General features: G+C 56.5%; 20 protein-coding genes. 11 read left to right on the top strand and 9 right to left on the bottom strand.

Features of this window, described 5'->3' with window-relative positions; all coding sequences use genetic code 11:
* Window positions 1-7 precede the first annotated feature (7 nt).
* Both edd and kdgA read left to right on the top strand, forming a co-directional pair.
* Window positions 8-1,819: a phosphogluconate dehydratase gene (edd, locus tag FHC52_RS06415; RefSeq protein WP_023325516.1), complete on the top strand. Its 1,812-nt coding sequence runs from the start codon at window positions 8-10 to the stop codon at window positions 1,817-1,819.
* Between the two features lie 39 nt (window positions 1,820-1,858).
* The gene (gene kdgA, locus FHC52_RS06420; protein WP_008500459.1) at window positions 1,859-2,500 is read left to right on the top strand and encodes a bifunctional 4-hydroxy-2-oxoglutarate aldolase/2-dehydro-3-deoxy-phosphogluconate aldolase; all 642 of its coding nucleotides are present in this window, start codon (window positions 1,859-1,861) and stop codon (window positions 2,498-2,500) included.
* Window positions 2,501-2,541: 41 nt separating this feature from the next.
* Here the strand turns inward: kdgA and purT are convergent, their stop codons facing one another.
* Complete coding sequence (purT, locus tag FHC52_RS06425) at window positions 2,542-3,720, bottom strand: formate-dependent phosphoribosylglycinamide formyltransferase (protein ID WP_126288315.1); 1,179 nt, start codon at window positions 3,718-3,720, stop codon at window positions 2,542-2,544.
* A 171-nt stretch (window positions 3,721-3,891) separates the two neighbouring features.
* On the opposite strand from purT, the gene FHC52_RS06430 reads away from it, so the two are divergent.
* Complete coding sequence (locus tag FHC52_RS06430) at window positions 3,892-4,542, top strand: tellurite resistance TerB family protein (protein ID WP_021240435.1); 651 nt, start codon at window positions 3,892-3,894, stop codon at window positions 4,540-4,542.
* An 85-nt stretch (window positions 4,543-4,627) separates the two neighbouring features.
* On the top strand, window positions 4,628-6,688 hold the full coding sequence (ptrB, locus tag FHC52_RS06435) for an oligopeptidase B (RefSeq protein WP_126288317.1): 2,061 nt from the start codon (window positions 4,628-4,630) through the stop codon (window positions 6,686-6,688).
* On the opposite strand, the gene exoX is transcribed toward ptrB, so the two are convergent.
* The 3 genes from exoX to FHC52_RS06450 form a co-directional block, all read right to left on the bottom strand.
* Window positions 6,685-7,347 carry an exodeoxyribonuclease X gene (exoX, locus tag FHC52_RS06440; protein ID WP_008500463.1) on the bottom strand — a complete coding sequence of 221 codons (663 nt, stop codon included), beginning with the start codon at window positions 7,345-7,347 and terminating at the stop codon, window positions 6,685-6,687. The two genes, ptrB and exoX, sit on opposite strands and share 4 nt — an antisense overlap.
* Before the next feature lie 24 nt (window positions 7,348-7,371).
* Window positions 7,372-8,022: a carbon-nitrogen hydrolase family protein gene (locus FHC52_RS06445; RefSeq protein ID WP_008500464.1), complete on the bottom strand. Its 651-nt coding sequence runs from the start codon at window positions 8,020-8,022 to the stop codon at window positions 7,372-7,374.
* Window positions 8,023-8,132: 110 nt separating this feature from the next.
* Window positions 8,133-8,363, bottom strand: coding sequence for a DNA polymerase III subunit theta (locus tag FHC52_RS06450; RefSeq protein WP_008500465.1), 231 nt, complete (start codon window positions 8,361-8,363; stop codon window positions 8,133-8,135).
* Window positions 8,364-8,500: 137 nt separating this feature from the next.
* Between FHC52_RS06450 and yobA the strand changes: the two genes are divergently transcribed.
* The 3 genes from yobA to FHC52_RS06465 are packed head-to-tail and all read left to right on the top strand — an operon-like array spanning window position 8,501 to window position 10,098.
* Window positions 8,501-8,872 carry a CopC domain-containing protein YobA gene (gene yobA, locus FHC52_RS06455; protein ID WP_126288321.1) on the top strand — a complete coding sequence of 124 codons (372 nt, stop codon included), beginning with the start codon at window positions 8,501-8,503 and terminating at the stop codon, window positions 8,870-8,872.
* 1 nt (window position 8,873) lies between these two features.
* The gene (gene copD, locus FHC52_RS06460) at window positions 8,874-9,743 is read left to right on the top strand and encodes a copper homeostasis membrane protein CopD (RefSeq protein ID WP_063435833.1); all 870 of its coding nucleotides are present in this window, start codon (window positions 8,874-8,876) and stop codon (window positions 9,741-9,743) included.
* A gap of 16 nt (window positions 9,744-9,759) precedes the next feature.
* Window positions 9,760-10,098 carry a YebY family protein gene (locus FHC52_RS06465; RefSeq protein ID WP_008500468.1) on the top strand — a complete coding sequence of 113 codons (339 nt, stop codon included), beginning with the start codon at window positions 9,760-9,762 and terminating at the stop codon, window positions 10,096-10,098.
* A gap of 405 nt (window positions 10,099-10,503) precedes the next feature.
* On the opposite strand, the gene FHC52_RS06470 is transcribed toward FHC52_RS06465, so the two are convergent.
* A complete protein-coding gene (locus tag FHC52_RS06470; RefSeq protein WP_021240429.1) occupies window positions 10,504-11,445 on the bottom strand; it encodes a VirK/YbjX family protein in 942 nt (313 codons plus the stop codon).
* Window positions 11,446-11,611: 166 nt separating this feature from the next.
* On the opposite strand from FHC52_RS06470, the gene pphA reads away from it, so the two are divergent.
* A complete protein-coding gene (gene pphA / locus FHC52_RS06475; protein ID WP_039266603.1) occupies window positions 11,612-12,256 on the top strand; it encodes a protein-serine/threonine phosphatase in 645 nt (214 codons plus the stop codon).
* Window positions 12,257-12,290: 34 nt separating this feature from the next.
* On the opposite strand, the gene FHC52_RS06480 is transcribed toward pphA, so the two are convergent.
* The 4 genes from FHC52_RS06480 to yebS form a co-directional block, all read right to left on the bottom strand.
* Window positions 12,291-12,530 (bottom strand): YebV family protein, encoded by a 240-nt coding sequence (locus FHC52_RS06480; protein WP_008500472.1) that lies wholly within the window; start codon window positions 12,528-12,530, stop codon window positions 12,291-12,293.
* 105 nt (window positions 12,531-12,635) lie between these two features.
* The gene (gene rsmF, locus FHC52_RS06485; RefSeq protein ID WP_126288325.1) at window positions 12,636-14,078 is read right to left on the bottom strand and encodes a 16S rRNA (cytosine(1407)-C(5))-methyltransferase RsmF; all 1,443 of its coding nucleotides are present in this window, start codon (window positions 14,076-14,078) and stop codon (window positions 12,636-12,638) included.
* 77 nt (window positions 14,079-14,155) lie between these two features.
* On the bottom strand, window positions 14,156-16,789 hold the full coding sequence (locus FHC52_RS06490; RefSeq protein WP_008500474.1) for a PqiB family protein: 2,634 nt from the start codon (window positions 16,787-16,789) through the stop codon (window positions 14,156-14,158).
* A complete protein-coding gene (gene yebS / locus FHC52_RS06495) occupies window positions 16,758-18,041 on the bottom strand; it encodes a membrane integrity lipid transport subunit YebS (RefSeq protein WP_021240425.1) in 1,284 nt (427 codons plus the stop codon). The genes FHC52_RS06490 and yebS overlap by 32 nt, the downstream gene beginning before the upstream one ends.
* Window positions 18,042-18,173: 132 nt before the next feature.
* On the opposite strand from yebS, the gene FHC52_RS06500 reads away from it, so the two are divergent.
* From FHC52_RS06500 to prc, 3 genes are all read left to right on the top strand, one after another.
* The gene (locus FHC52_RS06500) at window positions 18,174-18,671 is read left to right on the top strand and encodes a GAF domain-containing protein (RefSeq protein WP_008500476.1); all 498 of its coding nucleotides are present in this window, start codon (window positions 18,174-18,176) and stop codon (window positions 18,669-18,671) included.
* Window positions 18,672-18,767: 96 nt separating this feature from the next.
* Window positions 18,768-19,454 (top strand): RNA chaperone ProQ, encoded by a 687-nt coding sequence (gene proQ, locus FHC52_RS06505; RefSeq protein ID WP_014884292.1) that lies wholly within the window; start codon window positions 18,768-18,770, stop codon window positions 19,452-19,454.
* A 19-nt stretch (window positions 19,455-19,473) separates the two neighbouring features.
* A complete protein-coding gene (prc, locus tag FHC52_RS06510; protein WP_008500478.1) occupies window positions 19,474-21,522 on the top strand; it encodes a carboxy terminal-processing peptidase in 2,049 nt (682 codons plus the stop codon).
* Window positions 21,523-21,697 lie beyond the last annotated feature (175 nt).

The following is a 21,697-nucleotide window of genomic DNA, read 5'->3' on the forward strand; positions in this document are numbered from 1 at the left end:
AGCTTTTATGAATCCGACATTGTTACGCGTAACACAGCGCATTATTGAGCGCTCGAAAGAGACCCGTTCGGCCTACCTCGCCCGGATTGAACAGGCGAAGAGCAACACCGTTCACCGTTCCCAGCTGGCCTGCGGTAACCTGGCGCACGGCTTCGCCGCCTGCCAGCCTGACGATAAAGCGTCGCTGAAAAGCATGTTGCGTAACAATATCGCCATCATTACCGCTTATAACGATATGCTTTCCGCGCACCAGCCCTATGAGGTTTACCCGGATATCATCCGTAAAGCGCTGCACAGCGTGAATGCGGTCGGCCAGGTGGCGGGTGGGGTACCCGCCATGTGCGACGGCGTGACGCAGGGTCAGGACGGTATGGAACTCTCCCTGCTGAGCCGTGAAGTCATTGCCATGTCCGCGGCGGTGGGCCTGTCACACAACATGTTTGATGGCGCGCTCTATCTCGGCGTGTGCGACAAGATTGTTCCGGGCCTGGTGATGGCCGCGCTGTCGTTTGGTCATCTGCCTGCGATCTTCGTGCCGTCGGGCCCAATGGCAAGCGGCCTGCCGAACAAAGAAAAAGTGCGCATTCGCCAGCTGTACGCGGAAGGAAAAGCAGATCGTCAGGCGCTGCTGGAAGCGGAAGCTGCATCCTACCACGCGCCGGGCACCTGTACGTTCTACGGTACCGCGAACACGAACCAGATGGTGGTGGAGTTTATGGGGATGCAGCTTCCGGGCTCGTCCTTTATCCAGCCGGATGCACCGCTGCGCAAGGCGCTGACCGAGGCCGCGGCCCGTCAGGTCACGCGTCTGACCGGAAACGGCAACGAATGGATGCCGATGGGCAAAATGGTCGACGAAAAAGTTATCGTCAACGGGATTGTTGCGCTGCTGGCCACCGGCGGTTCGACCAACCACACCATGCACCTGGTGGCCATGGCGCGTGCGGCGGGCATTCTGATTAACTGGGATGACTTCTCCGAGATCTCTTCCGTGGTGCCGTTGATGGCGCGCCTGTATCCAAACGGTCCGGCGGACATCAACCACTTCCAGGCCGCAGGCGGCGTACCGCTGCTCATGCGCGAGCTGCTGAAGGGCGGTCTGCTGCATGAAGATGTTAACACCGTAGCGGGCTTTGGCCTGCAGCGCTACACCCAGGAGCCATGGCTGAACAACGGCGAGCTGGACTGGCGCGAAGGGGCGACCGCATCTCTTGATGCGCAGGTTATCGCCACCATCGACAAACCGTTCTCACCTCACGGTGGCACAAAGGTGCTGAGCGGTAACCTCGGTCGCGCGGTAATGAAGACCTCTGCCGTACCGGAAGAGAACCAGATTATCGAAGCGCCAGCGGTGGTATTTGAAAGCCAGCACGACGTATTACCTGCCTTTGACGCCGGTCTGCTCGACAAAGACTGCGTGGTAGTGGTGCGTCATCAGGGGCCTAAAGCCAACGGGATGCCAGAATTACATAAACTTATGCCACCACTTGGTGTATTATTGGACCGCCGTTTCAAAATTGCACTGGTGACCGATGGACGCCTCTCTGGCGCCTCAGGTAAAGTGCCATCAGCTATCCACGTGACGCCGGAAGCGTACGACGGCGGCCTGCTGGCGAAAGTGCGTGACGGTGACATGATCCGCGTTAACGGTCAGACAGGCGAGTTAACCCTGCTGGTGGATGACGCCGAGCTGGCGGCACGTCAGCCCCATATTCCTGACCTGAGCGCGTCGCGCGTGGGAACAGGACGCGAAATGTTTGGCGCACTGCGTGAGAACCTCTCCGGTGCTGAGCAGGGCGCAACCTGTATTACGTTTTAAGACGACTTGATTTTAACGATCTGGCGAGAGAAGACTCTGATGAAAAACTGGAAAACAAGTGCAGAAGCAATCCTGACCACTGGCCCTGTCGTGCCGGTTATCGTGGTAAACAAGCTGGAGCACGCTGTACCGATGGCGAAAGCGCTGGTTGCGGGCGGCGTTCGCGTTCTGGAAGTGACCCTGCGTACCGCCTGCGCGATGGATGCCATTCGCGCGATTGCCAAAGAAGTGCCGGATGCCATTATCGGTGCGGGTACCGTAACGAACGCAAAACAGCTGGCTGAAGTGACCGAAGCGGGCGCACAGTTTGCCATCAGCCCGGGCCTGACCGAGTCGCTGCTGAAAGCCGCGACCGAAGGCACTATTCCGCTGATCCCGGGCATCAGCACCGTTTCTGAACTGATGCTGGGCATGGACTACGGTCTGAAAGAGTTTAAATTCTTCCCGGCGGAAGCGAACGGCGGCACCAAAGCGCTGCAGGCCATTGCCGGTCCATTCTCTCAGGTACGCTTCTGCCCGACGGGCGGTATCTCTCCTGCCAACTACCGTGACTACCTGGCGCTGAAAAGCGTGCTGTGCATCGGTGGCTCATGGCTGGTTCCGGCGGATGCGCTGGAAGCGGGCGACTGGGATCGCATCACCAAACTGGCTCGCGAAGCGGTAGAAGGCGCGAAGCAGTAAGTCATTCGCCGCATGAAAAACGGGCCTTTCGGCCCGTTTTTTTATCCCGTTACCTTAACGCTTGCTGCGGCCGCTTTCGCTCTCGCCACGGCGTCGTCAACGTTATCTCCGGTGGCTAACGCCACGCCAAGACGACGGGTACCGTCGATCTCCGGCTTACCGAACAAACGGACCTGCAACCCGGCACCCACCGCCGCGTCGACGTTATCAAACGTAACGTTCTGGCTGGTTAACTGCGGCAGGATCACCGCCGAGGCGGCCGGGCCGTACTGACGGATACCGCCGACGGGCAGGCCGAGGAAGGCGCGCACGTGCAGGGCGAACTCGGAGAGATCCTGCGAAATCAGCGTGACCATGCCGGTGTCATGCGGGCGAGGGGAGACTTCGCTGAAGATCACCTCTTCGCCGCACACAAACAGCTCCACGCCAAACAGGCCATAGCCGCCCAGCGCCAGAACGGTTTTACGGGCGATCGCCTGCGCACGCTCAAGCGCCAGGGCGCTCATCTGCTGCGGCTGCCAGGATTCGCGGTAATCGCCATCTTCCTGGCGGTGGCCAATCGGGTCGCAGAAATGGACGCCGTCGACGGCGCTGACGGTCAGCAGGGTGATCTCGAAATCAAACTTCACCACCCCTTCAACGATCACGCGACCGGCGCCTGCGCGGCCACCCTGCTGGGCGTACTCCCACGCCTTGTCCAGCGTGCTGCTGTCGCGGATAAAGCTCTGTCCTTTACCGGAGGAGCTCATCACCGGCTTAACGATGCACGGGTAACCAATCTCCTCTACGGCCTGCAGGAATGCGGCCTTATCGCCAGCAAAACGATAGCTCGACGTGGGCAACCCGAGCTCTTCTGCCGCCAGACGACGAATGCCTTCGCGGTTCATGGTCAGCTTTGCGGCTTTCGCGCAGGGCACCACGCGCTGGCCTTCCTGCTCAAGCGCAATCAGCGTGTCGGTGGCGATGGCTTCAATTTCCGGTACAACGAAATCAGGCTTCTCGCGTGAAATCAGCTCACGAAGGGCATCGCCGTCCAGCATGTTAATCACATAAGAACGATGGGCGACGTGCATGGCGGGTGCATCGGCGTAGCGGTCTACGGCAATGACTTCCACGCCTAAACGCTGGCACTCAATGGCGACCTCTTTTCCCAGCTCGCCCGATCCCAACAGCATCACTCGCGTCGCCGCAGGTCGCAGCGCGGTTCCTAAACGAATCATAACAATCCCCCTGAAAAAGTTGCGGGCAGTATAAACGAAAACGTTTGCGTCTGTCTTGTGCACGGCCAGGTGAGGGGAGAAGAAATTTGCGCTTCTTTAGCCCGTCCAGACATTTCCTGACGCCTGCTCGCTTACGCTGTGGAACATGTTCACCGTTAAGTGAGGGAAACCATGTCTGGCTGGCTAAATCAATTGCAATCACTGTTAGGGCAGAAAACGTCGTCTTCCGGCGAGCGGGATCTCAGCAAACTACTGGTGCCCGGGGCGCTCGGCGGGCTGGCAGGCCTGCTGGTCGCGAATAAATCCTCGCGCAAGCTGCTGGCAAAGTACGGGACAGGCGCGCTGCTCGCCGGTGGGGGCGCCATTGCGGGCACCGTCCTGTGGAATAAATACAAGGACAGGGTCCGGACCGCGCATAGCGATGAACCGCACTACGGCGAGCACACCTCGCCGCTGGATCTGCGCACCGAAAGGCTCATTCTTGCGCTGGTTTTTGCCGCGAAAAGTGACGGACATATCGACGATAAGGAACGGCTGGCGATCGAACAGCAGCTGCGCGAAGCCGGCGTCGAAGAGAAGGGCAGAGCGCTGGTGGCGCAGGCCATCGAACAGCCCCTGGATCCGCAGCGTCTGGCGCAAAGCGTGAAAAATGAGGAAGAGGCGCTTGAACTCTATTTCCTCAGCTGTGCTGCCATCGATATCGATCATTTTATGGAGCGCAGCTACCTGAATGCGCTTGGCGACGCGCTGAAGATCCCGCAGGACGTGCGTGAGGGCATTGAGCGGGATATTCGGGAACAAAAACAGGCGTTACAGGGATAGTTCTCGCCGTTGCGACCCTGTTTCGCTTGCATCATGCGTGGGTTTTGCCAACCTTATAGGGTGTAAAACAAAAAAGAATGACGACATGCCACCGAAAGCCCGACGTATACCTTATGCGATCACCACGCATGGCGATACGCGTATAGACAACTATTACTGGCTACGGGACGATTCACGCTCCCGGCCAGAGGTGCTCGACTACCTGCACGAGGAAAACGACTATGGCCGCAAGGTCATGTCCAGCCAGCAGACGCTTCAGGACCAGCTGCTGAATGAAATGGTGCAGCGTATTCCCCAGCGCGATATCTCCGCGCCCTGGACCAAAAATGGCTATCGCTATCGCCATATTTATGAGCCCGGCAACGAGTATCCCATCTACCAGCGTCAGTCGGTCCTGAGCGCCGAATGGGATGCGTGGGATATTCTGCTGGATGCCAATCAGCGCGCGGCCCACAGCGAGTTTTATACTTTGGGCGGCATGTCCATTTCGCCGGATAACGCGGTGATGGCGCTGGCGGAGGATTATCTCTCCCGTCGCCAGTACGGCCTGCGTTTTCGCAATCTGGACACCGGCAACTGGTATCCGGAAATGCTGGAAAACGTCTCCCCGGATTTTGTCTGGGCGAATGATTCCGAGACGGTGTACTACGTCAAAAAGCACGCCTGTACGCTGCTGCCCTATCAGGTATGGCGGCATACCATCGGAACGGACTCCGCAGACGACGAGCTGGTCTATGAAGAGAAAGACGAAACGTTTTATGTCAGCCTGCATAAAACCTCTTCGCGCCATTATGTGATTATCTTCCTGGCCAGCGCCACGACATCGGAAGTCCTGCTGCTGGATGCCGAACTGCCGGACGCCCAGCCGCTCTGTTTCCTGCCGCGCCGAAAGGATCATGAATACAGCCTGGATCACTTCCAGCACAGCTTTTATCTGCGCTCGAATCGCGAGGGTAAAAACTTTGGCCTCTATAAAACCAAAGTGCGCGATGAGCGCAAGTGGGAGGTGCTTATCCCCGCGCGGGATCAGGTGATGCTGGAAGGGTTTACCCTGTTCACCGACTGGCTGGTGGTGGAGGAGCGCCAGCGCGGGCTGACCAGCATCCGGCAAATCAACCGCAAAACGCGGGAAGTGGTGGGGATCGCGTTCGACGACCCGGCCTATGTGACGTGGATTGGGTTCAATCCTGAACCCGAATCATCGCGGCTGCGCTACGGCTATTCTTCCATGACCACACCGGACACCCTGTTTGAGCTGGACATGGATACCGGGCAGCGTCAGGTAATTAAGCAGACCGAGGTTAAAGGGTTTGAGTCCGAAAACTACCGCAGCGAGCACCTGTGGGTCACCGCCCGGGATGGCGTCGAGGTCCCCGTCTCGCTTGTCTATCACAAAGCCCATTTCCAGAAAGGCAAAAACCCGATCCTGGTGTACGGCTACGGCTCCTACGGCTCCAGCATGGATGCTGATTTCAGCAGCAGCCGTTTAAGCCTGCTCGACCGCGGCTTTGTTTTCGCCATCGCCCATATTCGCGGCGGCGGTGAGCTGGGGCAGCACTGGTATGAGGACGGGAAATTCCTGAAAAAGAAAAACACCTTCAATGACTACCTCGACGTCTGCGATGCGCTGATTGATCAGGGCTATGGCGATCCGAAACTCTGCTTTGGCATGGGCGGCAGCGCGGGCGGTATGCTAATGGGGGCGGTTATCAACCAGCGTCCTGAACGCTTTAAGGGGATTGTCGCGCAGGTGCCGTTTGTCGATGTGGTGACGACCATGCTCGATGAATCCATTCCGCTGACGACCGGGGAGTTTGAAGAGTGGGGGAATCCGCAGGATGAGATTTACTACCGCTATATGAAAACGTACAGCCCTTACGATAACGTCGAGGCGAAAGCCTATCCCCACATGCTGGTCACCACCGGTCTGCATGACTCTCAGGTGCAGTACTGGGAGCCGGCAAAATGGGTGGCGAAACTGCGGGAGCTGAAAACCGACGACAACCTGCTGCTGCTGTGTACCGACATGGATTCCGGACACGGCGGGAAATCGGGACGATTTAAATCGTATGAAGGGGTGGCGCTGGAGTATGCCTTCCTGATTGGCCTGGCGCAGGAGACGCTGCCAGGCCGTGCAGAGCGTTAAGCTTCGCCCAGATAGTGCTTTAGCGTCAGGCGCAGTTCCGGGCTCATTTTGTCAAGGTTGTTATACAGCCAGCGCAAATAGCCCGGGTCTTTATCAGCAATATCCGACACCGCTCTGCCCCGGTATTTACCAAAGGTAAACGTGGTCAGCAGTGCGGGACGGCCGGTGATGGTCGCCATATCGTCCGGCGTCCAGCCAGAGGTATTCATGATATCAATCAGTAGCGCGGCGGTGATATAGCAGTCATACAGGGCCCGGTGATGATGAAGCCCCTCAGGCGTGCGGACGCTGAGCTTGCGGGACTTGTACAGCGCCATGTTGCTGTATTTAATGCCCGGCCAGAGGCGACGCGCCAGCTTCATGGTACAAATCCATTCCCCGGGCATTTCAGGGAGCACCCGGCGGTCAAAACTGGCGTTATGCGCGACGTACCAGGGGCTACCGTAATAGTGGGGAATGATCTCTTCGATCCACGGCTTGTCCGCCACCATCGATTCGGTAATGCGATGGATAGCCATCGCCTGAGGGCTGATGGGGCGGTCAGGACGCACCAGATGGCTCATTGGGTTGACGATTTTACCATCAACCACGTCGACAGAGGCCACTTCCACAATTCCGCCCTGAAGATCGCAAGTTTCGGTATCGATGACGCGCAGCATTGAACACTCCTGAGCTTAAAACGCCTAGCCTAAAGGAATGATATCGCCTTGCCAACCCTCTCCGCCGAGCGTGCCGGTCAACAGCAGCTCGCCCTTATCCGCGCGAACGATCAGCTGGCCTTTTTCATCCCACAGCGCGCTACCGCCGCAGGCGTTCGCCATCAGCACCGCTATGGCATATTTATGCGCGAAGCGCTGCAGGGTACTGATGGACTGCCGCCAGCGGTTATCCTCCACTGACTGACAGCTGGTAAACAGCGACGCTCTGGGATCGAGATTGGGGGAATCGGCATGCGCATCAATAATGCTGAGCTGTTTCTCTCCCGGCACCAGGCTGGCTCCGCCACCTTGCGGGTAGCGAAGGATGCGTTGACGAGCGGGGGTGAAGAGCGCGAGACCTTTCTGGCGCTGACCATCCCGCTCCACGGGGAGCCCGGCAATCACGGTTATCCGGTAACGATGCGCCGCGTCGAGCAGCGGTTCCAGCTGGGCGTCGCCGGGTGGGAGAGGTAACGTCGTCGTTCCCGAGCCTGTTAATGACAGTTCAGGAAACACCAGCAGATCGCACCCCTGCCGTGCTGCTTCGGCAATGAAGCGCAGGTGGTGCGTGATATGGTCATCGACACTCTGATGCTGCCCGCTATACTGGGCCGCCGCTATATTCCAATGTGACATCGTGACTTCCTTATACACTGAGTCGCAGGGATTTAAGAATACACCTAAATTTATCAGGGTTTTCTTATCCTGCCAGATTCAGCGTAAGGAAGTGTAACGGCTCGTTAAGCTTATTTAACTTTAGGTTCGTACGGTAAACGGGAGAGGTTGACCGAGGCGAGACGGTGGGCGATGAGTCTTTCGCGAAACCAGTCGCGCAGATGGGCGGGCTGTTCCCGTTCAACGACTTCAGCCACGACAGGCATGTTGTAACGCTCTTTAAACGCGACGCCAGCGGCAGCGAGATCGACATTCACTTTATCCATCTCGTCCTGTGGAAGGGCGGCCAGATTGATCTTCATTACCTTCTCCTTTTTATGCGGCGGCAACGTTACCGCGATTGCACGATGATGACAAGCGGAGGCAGGATGATCCTCGACTCGTTTATTATACAGCGTTATTCTTTAGCATACAGACATAACAAAAAGGAATGATTGCGATGGGTTTCTCCGCTTCCCGCGCGGTATGCGCACTGGTTTTTCTGGCCTCTACAATGATGACCCCCTCCGTGCTGGCGCATGCGCACCTTAAGCAGCCGATCCCGGCAGCGGACAGCGTGGTGAGCGCTCCGCAGGCACTTACGCTGAATTTTTCAGAAGGCATCGAACCGGGATTTAGCGGTGTGGTGGTGACGGATGCGCAAAAGCAGGTCATCAAAACGGGAACCGCCACGCACGACGAAAAGAACAAGGCGCAGCTCACCGTTCCGCTGGACCAAACGCTGACGCCAGGGACGTACCAGGTAGAGTGGCATGTCGTCTCGGTAGACGGTCATAAAACCAAAGGTAGCTATCACTTTAGCGTGAAATAGCATGCTGGCGCTGTGTTATATCGGGTTGCGCTTTATCCATTTCGGGGCGCTGATGCTGATTTTTGGCAACGCGCTTTACAGCGTCTGGTTTGCGCCTTCCTCTCTCCAGCGGCTGATGTGCCGACGTTTCCAGCTGCAGCAGAAAGTGGCGGCTTTTGTGAGCCTGGCGGCTGCACTCCTGATGTTTATGCTTCAGGGCGGGCAGATGGGTAACGGCTGGGGCGATGTATTTGCCCCACAGGTCTGGTCCGGCGTAATGAGGACACAGTTTGGCGGCGTTTGGCTGTGGCAAATGATTCTCGCTGCGATGACGGTCGCCGCAGCATGGCTCGCGCCGCTGAAAGGTTCGCGGCTGTTGCTGCTCGCCATGGGGCAGCTTATCCTGCTGGCGGGGGTAGGGCACGCGGCGATGAACGACGGTCCGATGGGGGCGTTGCAGCGCCTTAATCACGCTTTTCACCTGATCTGTGCTGCTACCTGGCTTGGCGGATTACTGCCCCTGCTGTTCTGCATGCGTCTGGCGAAAGGGCGCTGGCAGAATGCCGCCATCTATACCATGATGCGCTTCTCGCGCGTGGGCCATTATGCGGTCGCGGGCGTGCTGCTCAGCGGAGCGATCAATGCGCTCATGATACTGGGCGTCCATATTCCCTGGCAGGCTGACTACGTGCAGTTTTTGTTGTTCAAATGTGCGCTGGTGGCGTTGATGGTGGTAATTGCGCTGGCAAATCGGTATTTTCTGGTGCCACGGTTTCGTCCGGAGACCGGGCGAGCACAACAGATTTTTATCAGGATGACACAGGCAGAAGTGGTGCTGGGGGCGCTGGTACTGGCAACGGTCAGTCTGTTCGCCACCTGGGAACCCTTCTGACAAGGTTAAATATCATATGAAAAAGACAGTACTTTCTCTCATATTGCTGGCCTGCACGGGGAGCGCGTTTGCCGCACCGCAGGTTATCACCGTCAGCCGTTTTGAAGTGGGTAAGGATAAATGGGCGTTCAACCGCGAAGAGGTGATGCTGACCTGCCGTCCGGGCCATGCGCTGTATGCCATCAACCCGAGCACGCTGGTGCAATACCCGTTAAATGAAACCGCCGAGCAGCAGGTGGCCAGCGGAAAGAGCAGCGGCCAGCCGATTAGCATCATTCAGATCGATGACCCGGCGAATCCGGGACAGAAAATGAGCCTGGCCCCGTTTATCGAGCGCGCCGACAAGCTCTGCTAACGTTCAGGTTTCCAATAAAAAACCGCAGATGCTTGCGAAAGCACTGCGGTTTTTCACATTTTATGATGCTCTGGCGCTTTTTTTCCGACCGCTTTAGCTGTGGACTGGAAAACCTGGCGTCGTCATCTATTCTTAAAAGGCAAGGCGACTTAGCCTGCATTAATGCCAACTTTTAGCGCACGGCTCTCTCCCAAGAGCCATTTCCCTGGACCGAATACAGGAATCGTATTCGGTCTCTTTTTATCTGCATGAAAGTAAAAGACTAATCCTTTCGTTGTCTCACTTCTGCAGCGCACGTCCTGTACGTCTGGTTAAAACATAACACACTACGGCATGCTGTAGTCCAGCCCTTTTTGCCTGTTTTGTTAAATTTTCGTGTGCAATTCAAGAAAGCGCGTGCGGGGTCTAAAAGTGCGATTTAACCGACGCCTCAATTTCATCAAGCAGCTCAAAGCGACGGCGGTATTCAGCGCGTTTTTTACTGGCAATCTCTTCAAGCGATTTACGCGCCATCTGTAGCGGCAGCTGCCAGCAGAAGGCTGAGAGCTTTTTACCGTCCAGAGAGGCCCAAAATTCATCATAGCTGGCGTGGAAATGGCGGCCTTTGCTGAGGCGATAGCGCAGCGCACGGAATACGTGGCCCTCATCGCTGACGGCAAAAATCGCCCGGACGGAGGACTGTGCAGCCAGCTGGAAAAGCACCTCCATCAACACGCGCTTAGGGAACAAACCGTGGCAGGCGCGGGTGGCCTGTTTAATCACGTCACGCGTTACGCTGCGGCGGGGGCCCTGAAGCCCACCGATGACCATGACCTGTTGCCCATTGCTGCGCGCGACGCTAAAGGTCAGGCTGGCCAGCAGCGTATCCTCGTTGTCGCGAAGCCAAAGCGTGCTTTCGCCTTCACGCTCGGCTTTCCCCGCAGAGGACGCATTAACCGTATAGATAACTCCGTCTTTTGCATGGAACTGCGCAACGGGCTTCTCCTGTGGGCTGGTCAGTGCCAGGGCGAGGCCGCTCTCTTTCAGGCTATCAATCCAGTAATAATGGCTAACGATCGCGTCGGCGCGATCGTTAGCCGTCAAACCGCGCATCAGGTACTGCCGGTGGGTTTTGCTCGGCAATGTAATTTGAGAGGCCAGAAGTCTGTCGAAATCGTCGCGACCAGAAAGCGCCTCCAGCATGCGATGGGTAGAAGACCAGAACACCAGCGAACGTAACAGGAACTTCAGGCGATATTCGCGCTTGCGCCAGATCGGCCCCGGCACGCGTTTGCCGTTCACCAGCTCAGAAATAATATTTGTGCGATGCGGATAGAAAACATCGTTATGCAGGTGCGTATTAGACACGTGAAGACCCCTCTTTTTTTATACCCTTATTCTAAAGAGCCAGGAAAAAGGGATTAATAGCGCGAGGATCTTTATTTCTGTTTGGTTTACCGTTTGTTTCATTTCGTGAGGACCACGCCCGGCTGTTGCCCTTTCTGTGGCGGCTATACTGTTAACAGGAGGGGCTATGTATCAGCGAATTGAAGGTGGAATGTGGCGTCACGTCTGGGTGGTCAGCGATATACATGGCTGTTATCAGCGGCTTATGGATGAGCTTAAACGCCGTCATTTTAATCCGTATGAGGATTTGCTTATTTCCGTTGGGGATATGATCGATCGCGGTCCGGACAGCGTTAAATCATTACAGCTTATCAATGAAAAATGGTTTCGTGCCGTCCGGGGCAACCATGAGCAAATGGCGCTCGACAGTCTGGATAATAACGATTTTTCACTCTGGACAATGAATGGCGGAATATGGTTCAGGCAACTTGAACGGGACCAGCAACAGCTTGCGCTATCGTTGCTCGAGGCCTGTCACGATTTACCGCATATCATCGAGATAACCTGTGCGAACGGTCTGAACGTGATTGCCCATGCGGATTATCCGGCAGCGGAATACCGCTGGCAAAAACCGGTGAGCGCCCAGCGCGTTTTATGGGATCGCGATCGGTTGACGGGGTTTATGGTGGGTAAAGGGCAGGGCATCAGCGGTGCGGATCATTTCTGGTTCGGACATACGCCCGTCGACAGAAGGTATGATTTTGACAATCTCCACTACATTGATACGGGCGCCGTATTTGACGGTTACTTTACGCTGGCGCAGCTGCAGTAATAAATAACCCGCCTTCGGGCGGGTTCTCTTTAGGTCAGGCAAGACGCATGACCCAGGCATCGGTTTTACTATCGTAATGCTCACGGTAAAGGACAGAATGTTCGCCATCAAGTATTGCCGGGACGCTGGTGTCTGCATCCCATGCATCGAGCTGCATGCACAAATCCGGGTCGGATTTGCAGGGAATACTTAACGTTCGATCGCCTTGCGCTTCGCCGCGCAGTTCTGCGTCGTCGATCTCAAAAGCGCCAATACGCACGCTGGTTTTCGTCATAGTGCTCTCCGGGTCGGTTGTCAAAATCTGGTATGACCAGTACGGCCACCCATTTTTGATCGTAGACAAGGAGAGCAAAATCGCCAGTAAAAAAATGCGCTTTTTTCAGGCCGTGCGATCGTTACCGGTAAACAGTCGTCCATCCCGGACCAGCTCGCGCGGATAGCTGTTTTTCAGTCGTGAACCGACTTTTTTTGCCAGCCCGAGCGGGTATCCCTGATACGTCACGATCACTTCATCGCCTGATGGCGTGCTGTCAGGATAGACATCGCGACCACGGTACCACTCTTCGGCTTCCTGATGCGTCAGGGCAAAGGCATTCTCATGCCCGGCAAGGGCGATGACGGCCTCATGCTGCCAGCGATAGCCTTTATTATGCACTTCCGCCAGGCGGATCCCGATTCGGGAAAAACGGACCTTTCCGATGAGCGGTTCGATCTCAGCCGGGAACAGCCATACCTCTTTATCACGCATCCAGAGGTGCAGGCTCTCATCCCAGACCAGGCCAATTTTTTCGGCGGCGGCGACAAGCTGTGCTGCATCGCGACCTTTGAGGGGGGCAAACGGGAAGTTGCCGACCTTGAATTTGGGGGTGGGCAGGGGAGCAACCGCCTGCGTTTTACGCAGACGTGCCACAAAGAAGCCTTCGCAGTCGTAAATCTGCGGGAATACGTGGAGGAAACCCTCCGGCGTAATCGCCTCCTGTGCCGAGGCGAACAGATCGTTAAGCGGCAGGAATTCGACCGCATCCGGGTATTGCGCTTTCAGCCACAGGCAGACGTCTTCGTTTTCATCGCGGTTTAAGGTGCACGTTGAATAGACCAGCGTGCCGCCTGGGCGAAGGGCATGGAATGCGCTCTCGATCAGCTCCCGCTGCGTGGCGGCGATCTCAATGTTGCTTTCCACGGACCAGTTCTTTAACGCATCGGGATCTTTACGCACCACCCCTTCGCCGGAGCAGGGGGCGTCCAGCAGAATGGCGTCGAAGGCTTCCGGCAGGGCGGCGCCAAACACGCGGCCGTCGAAGTGCGTCAGGGCAACGTTATGAATACCGCAGCGGCTGATGTTGGCATGCAATACCTTCACGCGGCTGGCGGAAAACTCGTTGGCGAGGATCGCGCCGCGGTTACCCATACGGGCGGCAATCTGCGTGGTTTTTGAGCCGGGCGCCGCGGCCACATCCATCACGCGCTCGGGCGCATTGCCATCGGCGAACAGGGCTGCCACCGGCAGCATCGAGCTGGCTTCCTGGATATAGAACAGGCCGCTCAGATGTTCAGCGGTGCTTCCCAACGGCACGGCGTCTTCGTCATCGCGCTCGATCCAAAATCCCTCAGCGCACCACGGTACCGGCGTAAGCTGCCAGCTGTAGGGCGCGACCAGCGCCAGAAAATCCTCGACGCTGATTTTCAGCGTGTTAACGCGAATACTGCGGCGTAACGGACGCTGGCAGGCGGCGATAAAATCGTCTAACGACAGGTGAGAAGGAAGCGCCTCGCGCATCTGCGCCAGGAATTGTTCAGGAAGAAATACGGAGTTTTGAGCCACGGGCACACCACAGGGAAAAGTTCAGGTGCGCAGTGTAACATAAAGGCCCCGGTGCGTTGACACCGGAGCCTTGCAGATTAACGCGGCAGGGCGGTTCCCCATTCGCGCCACTCTTTTGGTTCGCTTTCGAGCAGCAGGAAATGTTTACCCGGCTGCGCTTTCGGCGCCAGCGGCGTCCCCGGCGGTGTGGCAAACGCAATACCACCGCGAATGAACTGGTTGAAGGTCCCGGTTTTCACCACGCCTCCCGTCAGGCCGAAGTCCAGCGAGTAGCCGGATGCCAGCCAGAACACCGAGTTATTACGCACCAGGTGCTGGTAGCGTTCGCTGATGCGTAGCGCCACCATCACGCGGTCGGAGAGCGTCCCGAGCGTCAGGCCCGTGACCGTACCGACCTCTATGCCGCGGAACAGGACCGGCGTGCCGATGCTCAGCGAGCCGGCTTCCGGCACTTCCACCACGATGCTCAGGCCACCAAGGTAGCGCGAGTCGGTGATCGTGGCTTCCTGCAGTTCGAAATCACGACGGGCATTGCCCTGGCCTGGCTCCACGTTGATGTACGGCTGCAAAATGGTGTCGAGATGCTCAACGCCTGCGGCCGAGATCTGCGGTGTCACCACCGAGAAGCGCGAACCCGCGCGCGCAAACGTCTGCACATATTCCGGGTAGAGCACGGCGGTAGCCTGCACCTCGTTACGCGAGGTGATCAGCGTCAGCTTCTGGATCTGCCCGATATCAATGCCCAGGTAGCGGATGGGCATGCCTTCCGCCAGCTTACCGGCATCAAACGCGTGCAGGGTAATCTGCCCGCCCACGGCGCGTGCGGCGGTCTCGGACGGGAAGAGAATTCGCTTATCGCCTTTACGCAGGTTCGCGCCCGCTCCGCTGAGGTTATCGAAGCTAATCGCCCCGCGCAGCGCGCGTGACAGCGGAGAGGCCTGTACGGTCAGTCCGTTACCGTTCAGCTGCACTTTCGCGCCACCTTCGGCCCAGAAGACGCTATTCGGCGTCAGCAGCTTGCGGTACTCCGGCTTGATGTGCAGTTCGATATCAAAGGCGTCGGCACGCGGGCGAACGGCGATCACTTCCCCGACTTCAAACTTGCGATACAGCACCACGGAGCCCGCCTGAACGTCCGGCAGGGTCTCGGCGCTTAACGTCAGCGTGGTGGTAGGAAGATCGCTCAGGCTGTTTTCAATCGCTTTCTCAAGGTTGGCATACAGCGGGTAGCTGTCGCGCACGGGGCCTTTATCCCCCGGCAAAATACGGATGCCGCCGTTCACCCATTCGCTGGCGCTGGCGCCGAGAAACTCCACGCCGTCCAGACCTACCTTCACGTCGACGCGACTGTTCACCACGAATTTACTGTCGCCATGTACCAGGTCTCTGTATTGCGGGTCGATGGCAACGGAGAATTGCACCCCATCCGCGGAGAGCTTGCGCTCCAGCACCTGTCCCACCTGCACGCCGTGTAAAATCAACGGCTGACCGGCTTCAATGCCATAGCTTTCTGGCGCATTGAGCGTAACCGTCACGACGCCCGGCTTTTGCAGCAGGGCTTTATCCGCCGGGGCAATCACGAAGCTATTGCTGGGCTGACCTTCCCCGGGGATCAGCTCAAAGGTATTGCCGGTCAGCAGCGTGCTGAGGCTGGTATCGTTCAGGGAGATCTTTGGACTGCGCATTTCGATGCGCGTTTTCTCGCGCAGGAGATCGACCACGCTCGGATCGACCGTCATTTCGCCAGTGACCGATCCGCCCGGGTTGAGCGTCATTTTGGTGAGCTGGCCGACCTGCAGACCCTGATACATCAGCGGCGTTGAACCCGCTTTTAGTCCTTTAGCATCGGGAAGGGCGAGTTTAACAATCACGCCGCGCTGGCTGTGCGCCAGATCGGCGTACAATCCGAACGTGTCATCAGCCGTGGCAGGGCTTGAGTTTTCCGGGGAGTCAAAGGCGATGGCGCCGTTCACCAGTGCGGCCAGACTCTCCAGCTTCACTTTTGCACCGCTCAGGCTGAGGTCGGCATCCACGCCGGACACGTTCCAGAAGCGGCTGCCCTTTTTCACCAGATTGGTGAAGCGGCGCTCGATCAGCACATCAATGGTGACGCCCTGTTTATTCGGGTTAATCGCGTAGTCGTACACGCGGCCAACCGGGATCTTACGAAAATAGACCAGGGAGCCGCTGTTCAGGGAACCGAGGTCCGGCGCCTGGAGATGAATCATCAAATCGCCGTTATTGAGGCGGTATTTGGGCTGCGTATCCAGAGCCACAAAGTGATCCTGCGGTTCGCCTTTGCCGGGCATCATGCCGATATAGTTACCGCCGACGAGCGCATCCAGACCGGAAACACCGGCCAGCGAGGCTTTTGGCGTCACCAGCCAGAACTGCGTTTCGCTGCGCAGGGCATCCTGCATGTCAGATTTAATGCTGACCCGCACCTGAATCTTGTTCAGCCCTTTTCCAAGGGAGATATCCTGAACCGTACCCACTTCAACCCCCTGGAAGCGAACGGGGGTTCGCCCGGCGACGATGCCGTCGGCGGTCTGGAAATCAATGGTGACGGTACTGCCGCGATCCTCATAGCTTGTCCAGATAAGCCAGCCTGCAATCATCAGGGCGATGACGGGCAGCAACCAGAATGGCGAAATGCGGCGTTTTGTTTTAATTCTCGCTTCAGTCGGCGAAGCGGGGGTTTCCTGACTCATGTGCATCCCAAAGTAAGCGGCTATCCAGCCATTCCACAGCAAGAATAGTCAATATCACCGCAGAGCCGAAATAAAAAGCCGCGGGTCCCATTGTAAAAGCAAGTAACTGATCGCGATTGATGAGCGACATCATCAGCGAAATCACGAACAGATCTAACATTGACCAGCGGCCAATCCAGGTGACGAATCGCAGAAGCAAAATGCGGGTCCGTAAACCTTGTTCACACTTTAAGTGAATGCTGATGAGCAGGGTAATCATCACCACCACTTTGGTAAAGGGAACCAGGATACTGGCAATAAAGACGATTGCCGCCACCCCGACATTGCTGTGCGCAAGGGAGATAATCCCGGAGAGGATAGTATCCTCCTGACGTCCACCATTCACGTAAATGATGGAAATCGGCAGCATATTGGCGGGGATCAGGAACACCAGGGAGGCGATCAGCGCCGCCCAGCATTTTTGCAGGCTGTTATTGCGCCGCAGTCTCAACGGAATGTGGCACCGCGGGCAGCGTCCGCGCGTGTCGGGTAACCCGGTATAGTGGCAACCCAGACAGACGCGCAGATTTTCATCGGGACGCGTGGCGGGGCGCTGAGGGTAGAATCGCTCCCAGAGCTGCTCAACGTTCAGGTGGATCAGCGTCAGGATGCTCAGCAATACCAGACAGATGAAGGCAAAGAGTCCGACGCCGGGCTGCAAAAAGGCGTAGTCCTGCACCTTTATTGACGCAACCCCCACGCCGACCAGATAAATATCTAGCATCACCCACTCTTTGAGCTTGTCCAGCATCAGCAGCACCGGGCGAAGGTTCATGCCAAGAATATTGCCAAACCAGAGATAGGCAATGGCGGCAACCAGCACCAGGGGGGCGCCGACGGTGCAGAACAGCACCATCGCGGCGGTGATGGGATCGCCCTGACGGGTCATCTGCCAGATACCCTGCAGCACGTTGGCGTCAATGCGCACGCCGAGCAGGTAGAGTTTTAGCAGCGGCTCACTCCAGGCGAAGGGCATCAGCAGCAGCATGGTAACGGCCATGGCGGCGAGGCGGGTCAACGACCAGTCGCGGCCATCGCGAATTTTGGCGTCACAGCGGGGACAGAAGGCACTTTGGTGCGATTTCATCTTCGGCAACATAAAAAGCGTATCGCACTGGGGGCAACGCTGATAATGTGCACGAGGCAAAGCTTCGCTTACCGTATGGACAGTTATCTTTCTCGTCGGCGTAATTTTGGTTGTTTTTAAGGCCATCAGCTGCGCACAAATAAGTATTGTTGAAAGTTATAATAACTCATGAACGGATTCATCTTGAGCATGAGCGCATTTAATGCTTATTTTAATAGGCTATGCGGTAATTTTGTAAGACAACTAAGTGATTGAATAATGAACAAAACAGAATTCTACGCGGATCTGAACCGCGATTTTAAGGCATTGATGGCGGGTGAGACCAGCTTCTTAGCCACTCTGGCAAATACTAGCGCATTGCTGTTTGAACGTCTCTCTGACGTGAACTGGGCGGGCTTTTACCTTCTGGAAGGTGAAACGCTGGTGCTCGGTCCGTTCCAGGGCAAACTGGCCTGCGTGCGTATTCCGGTAGGGCGTGGCGTATGCGGCACGGCGGTGGCCGAGAATCAGGTCCAGCGTGTGGAAGACGTTCATGCGTTTGACGGGCACATCGCCTGTGATGCTGCCAGTAATTCTGAAATCGTTCTGCCGCTGGTGGTCAAAAATCAGATTATTGGCGTTCTGGACATCGACAGTACGGTCTTCAGTCGCTTTACAACCGAGGACGAACAGGGGCTGCGCGAGCTGGTGGCGAATCTGGAAAACGTACTCGCAGCAACCGATTATCAAAAATTCTTTGCGAGCGTCGCAGGATAATCAACGGATAACGTAGCATTTACTGATAGCGTCATTATAATGACGCCTGTTCATGCCTGCGCTTGTTGGCAACGTCCGTTGTAATCAGGAAATTTCATGGAAAATCAACCTAAGTTGAATAGCAGTAAAGAAGTTATCGCATTTCTGGCCGAGCGTTTCCCGCAGTGCTTCAGCGCGGAAGGCGAAGCTCGTCCCCTGAAAGTCGGTATTTTTCAGGATCTGGTGGCGCGTGTTGAAGGGGAAATGAACCTCAGCAAAACTCAGCTGCGTTCCGCCTTACGTCTTTATACTTCGAGCTGGCGTTACCTGTACGGTATCAAACCTGGCGCGACCCGCGTGGATCTCGACGGCAACCCTTGCGGTGAGCTGGACGAGCAGCACGTTGAGCACGCGCGCAAGCAGCTGGAAGAAGCCAAAGCACGCGTTCAGGCACAACGTGCAGAACAGCAAGCGAAAAAACGCGAAGCCGCCGCGGCAAACGGCCAGGAAGAAGCGCCTCGTCGTGAGCGTAAACCACGCCCTGCGCCGCGTCGTCACGATAATAACGATCGCAAACCGCGTGCAGACAAACCAGCAGCAAAAGCCCCGCGTGCGCCTCGTGAAGAGCCGCGCCATACGCCGGTTTCTGACATCAACGCCCTGAGCGTGGGTCAGGCACTGAAGGTAAAAGCGGGTAACAATGCTATGGACGCCACCGTACTGGAAATCACCAAAGATGGCGTTCGTGTACAGCTGACTTCTGGTATGTCAATGATTGTACGCGCAGAACACTTGTTGTTCTGAAACGGAGGCCAAGCCTGGCATGAACACTTTTTTTAAGCTCACCGCGTTGGCGGGCCTGTTTGCTATAACAGGTCACGCCTTTGCAGTGGACGATATCACGCGTGTTGATCAAATTCCGGTACTCAAGGAAGAGACGCAGCACGCGACGGTGAGCGAGCGCGTGACCTCACGTTTCACCCGTTCGCACTATCGTCAGTTCGATCTCGATCAGGCCTTTTCGGCCAAAATCTTTGACCGCTATCTGAACTTGCTGGATTACAGCCATAACGTTTTGCTCGCCAGCGATGTCGAGCAGTTCGCTAAGCGGAAATCCGAGGTGGGTGACGAGTTGCGTTCAGGCAAGCTGGATCTCTTCTACGATCTCTACAACCTGTCGCAAAAGCGCCGCTTCGAACGCTATCAGTACGCGCTGAAAGTGCTGGAACGTCCGATGGACTTCACCGGCAACGACACCTTCAATCTGGACCGCAGCAAAGCGCCCTGGCCAAAAGATGAAGCCGAGCTGAATGCGCTGTGGGACGGCAAAGTGAAATACGACGAGCTGAGCCTTAAGCTCACCGGCAAAGACGAAAAAGAGATCCGTGACACGCTGACGCGTCGTTACAAATTTGCCATTCGTCGCCTGGCACAGACCAACAGTGAGGATGTTTTCTCACTGGCCATGACGGCCTTTGCGCACGAAATCGATCCGCACACAAACTATCTCTCACCTCGCAACACCGAGCAGTTTAATACCGAAATGAGCCTGTCTCTGGAAGGTATCGGCGCGGTGCTGCAGATGGACGATGATTATACGGTGATCAATTCGATGGTCGCGGGTGGTCCGGCATCCAAAAGCAAAGCCATTAGCGTAGGCGATCGCATTGTGGGTGTGGGACAAACCGGCCAGAACATGGTCGATGTGATCGGCTGGCGTCTTGATGACGTGGTTGCGCTGATCAAAGGTCCGAAGGGCAGCAAGGTTCGTCTGGAGATTCTGCCAGCCGGAAAAGGCACCAAAACCCGTATCGTTACCCTGACCCGTGAGCGTATCCGTCTGGAAGATCGCGCGGTGAAAATGTCGGTGAAAACCGTGGGTAAAGAGAAGGTGGGTGTCCTGGATATTCCTGGCTTCTACGTCGGGTTGACAGACGATGTGAAAGTTCAGCTGCAGAAACTTGAAAAGCAGAACGTCAGCAGCATCATCATCGACCTGCGCAGTAACGGCGGCGGGGCGCTGACGGAAGCGGTTTCACTCTCTGGCCTGTTCATCCCATCTGGCCCGGTGGTTCAGGTGCGCGATAACAACGGTAAAGTGCGCGAAGATGCGGACAATGACGGTGTGGTCTACTACAAAGGCCCGCTGGTTGTTCTCGTTGACCGCTTCAGCGCTTCCGCGTCTGAGATCTTTGCCGCAGCCATGCAGGACTATGGCCGCGCGCTGATCGTCGGTGAGCCAACCTTCGGTAAAGGCACCGTTCAGCAGTACCGCTCTCTGAATCGGATTTACGATCAAATGCTGCGTCCGGAATGGCCTGCACTGGGCTCGGTTCAGTACACCATTCAGAAATTCTACCGCGTAAACGGCGGCAGTACGCAGCGTAAGGGTGTCACGCCGGACATCATCATGCCGACAGGCACCCAGGAGACGGAAACCGGCGAGAAGTTTGAAGATAACGCGTTGCCGTGGGACAGCATCAATGCCGCGACCTACGTGAAAGCGGGTGATATGACGCAATTTGGCCCTGAGCTGCTGAAGGCGCATAACGACCGCATCGCGAAAGATCCGGAGTTCCAGTACATCCTGAAGGATATTGCCCGATTCAATGCCCTGAAAGATAAGCGGAATATCGTTTCTCTGAACTACGCTCAGCGTGAAAAAGAGAACAACGAAGACGATGCAACCCGCCTGGCGCGTATCAACGATCGCTTCAAGCGTGAAGGTAAACCTCTGCTCAAGAAACTGGACGATCTGCCAAAAGATTACCAGGAGCCGGATCCGTATCTCGACGAGACGGTGCATATCGCGCTCGACCTGGCGAATCAGGAAAAAGAGAAACCTGCCGTACAGCCCGCTCCGGCAAAATAACCTCCCAACAGGCACAAGAGATTGTGCCTGTTTCTTTTTGTTCTTCATCCTTCCGTCAGCCAGATTTTCAATTGTGTAAAGTTGTGTCTTTCTGGTGACTTACGCCCACCGGATGCTTGAAAATAGCCGCAATACCCATACGATGTGGGTAATCGCATAGTGCGTTTTGTTAAAC

Source organism: Enterobacter sp. EC_64 (genome assembly GCF_019584165.1).
Taxonomy (GTDB): Bacteria; Pseudomonadota; Gammaproteobacteria; order Enterobacterales; family Enterobacteriaceae; genus Enterobacter; species Enterobacter roggenkampii.

Excerpts from the sequence above, each read along its gene's own strand:
- kdgA (WP_008500459.1), top strand. The coding sequence starts at position 1,859 with ATGAAAAACTGGAAAACAAGTGCAGAAGCAATCCTGACCACTGGCCCT.
- yobA (WP_126288321.1), top strand. The coding sequence starts at position 8,501 with ATGGGTTTCTCCGCTTCCCGCGCGGTATGCGCACTGGTTTTTCTGGCC.
- pphA (WP_039266603.1), top strand. The coding sequence starts at position 11,612 with ATGTATCAGCGAATTGAAGGTGGAATGTGGCGTCACGTCTGGGTGGTC.
- FHC52_RS06450 (WP_008500465.1), bottom strand. The coding sequence starts at position 8,363 with ATGAAGATCAATCTGGCCGCCCTTCCACAGGACGAGATGGATAAAGTG.
- purT (WP_126288315.1), bottom strand. The coding sequence starts at position 3,720 with ATGATTCGTTTAGGAACCGCGCTGCGACCTGCGGCGACGCGAGTGATG.
- proQ (WP_014884292.1), top strand. The coding sequence starts at position 18,768 with ATGGAAAATCAACCTAAGTTGAATAGCAGTAAAGAAGTTATCGCATTT.
- copD (WP_063435833.1), top strand. The coding sequence starts at position 8,874 with ATGCTGGCGCTGTGTTATATCGGGTTGCGCTTTATCCATTTCGGGGCG.
- prc (WP_008500478.1), top strand. The coding sequence starts at position 19,474 with ATGAACACTTTTTTTAAGCTCACCGCGTTGGCGGGCCTGTTTGCTATA.
- FHC52_RS06430 (WP_021240435.1), top strand. The coding sequence starts at position 3,892 with ATGTCTGGCTGGCTAAATCAATTGCAATCACTGTTAGGGCAGAAAACG.
- FHC52_RS06445 (WP_008500464.1), bottom strand. The coding sequence starts at position 8,022 with ATGTCACATTGGAATATAGCGGCGGCCCAGTATAGCGGGCAGCATCAG.
- FHC52_RS06500 (WP_008500476.1), top strand. The coding sequence starts at position 18,174 with ATGAACAAAACAGAATTCTACGCGGATCTGAACCGCGATTTTAAGGCA.
- FHC52_RS06480 (WP_008500472.1), bottom strand. The coding sequence starts at position 12,530 with ATGACGAAAACCAGCGTGCGTATTGGCGCTTTTGAGATCGACGACGCA.
- ptrB (WP_126288317.1), top strand. The coding sequence starts at position 4,628 with ATGCCACCGAAAGCCCGACGTATACCTTATGCGATCACCACGCATGGC.
- FHC52_RS06465 (WP_008500468.1), top strand. The coding sequence starts at position 9,760 with ATGAAAAAGACAGTACTTTCTCTCATATTGCTGGCCTGCACGGGGAGC.
- yebS (WP_021240425.1), bottom strand. The coding sequence starts at position 18,041 with ATGGCCTTAAAAACAACCAAAATTACGCCGACGAGAAAGATAACTGTC.
- exoX (WP_008500463.1), bottom strand. The coding sequence starts at position 7,347 with ATGCTGCGCGTCATCGATACCGAAACTTGCGATCTTCAGGGCGGAATT.
- FHC52_RS06490 (WP_008500474.1), bottom strand. The coding sequence starts at position 16,789 with ATGAGTCAGGAAACCCCCGCTTCGCCGACTGAAGCGAGAATTAAAACA.
- edd (WP_023325516.1), top strand. The coding sequence starts at position 8 with ATGAATCCGACATTGTTACGCGTAACACAGCGCATTATTGAGCGCTCG.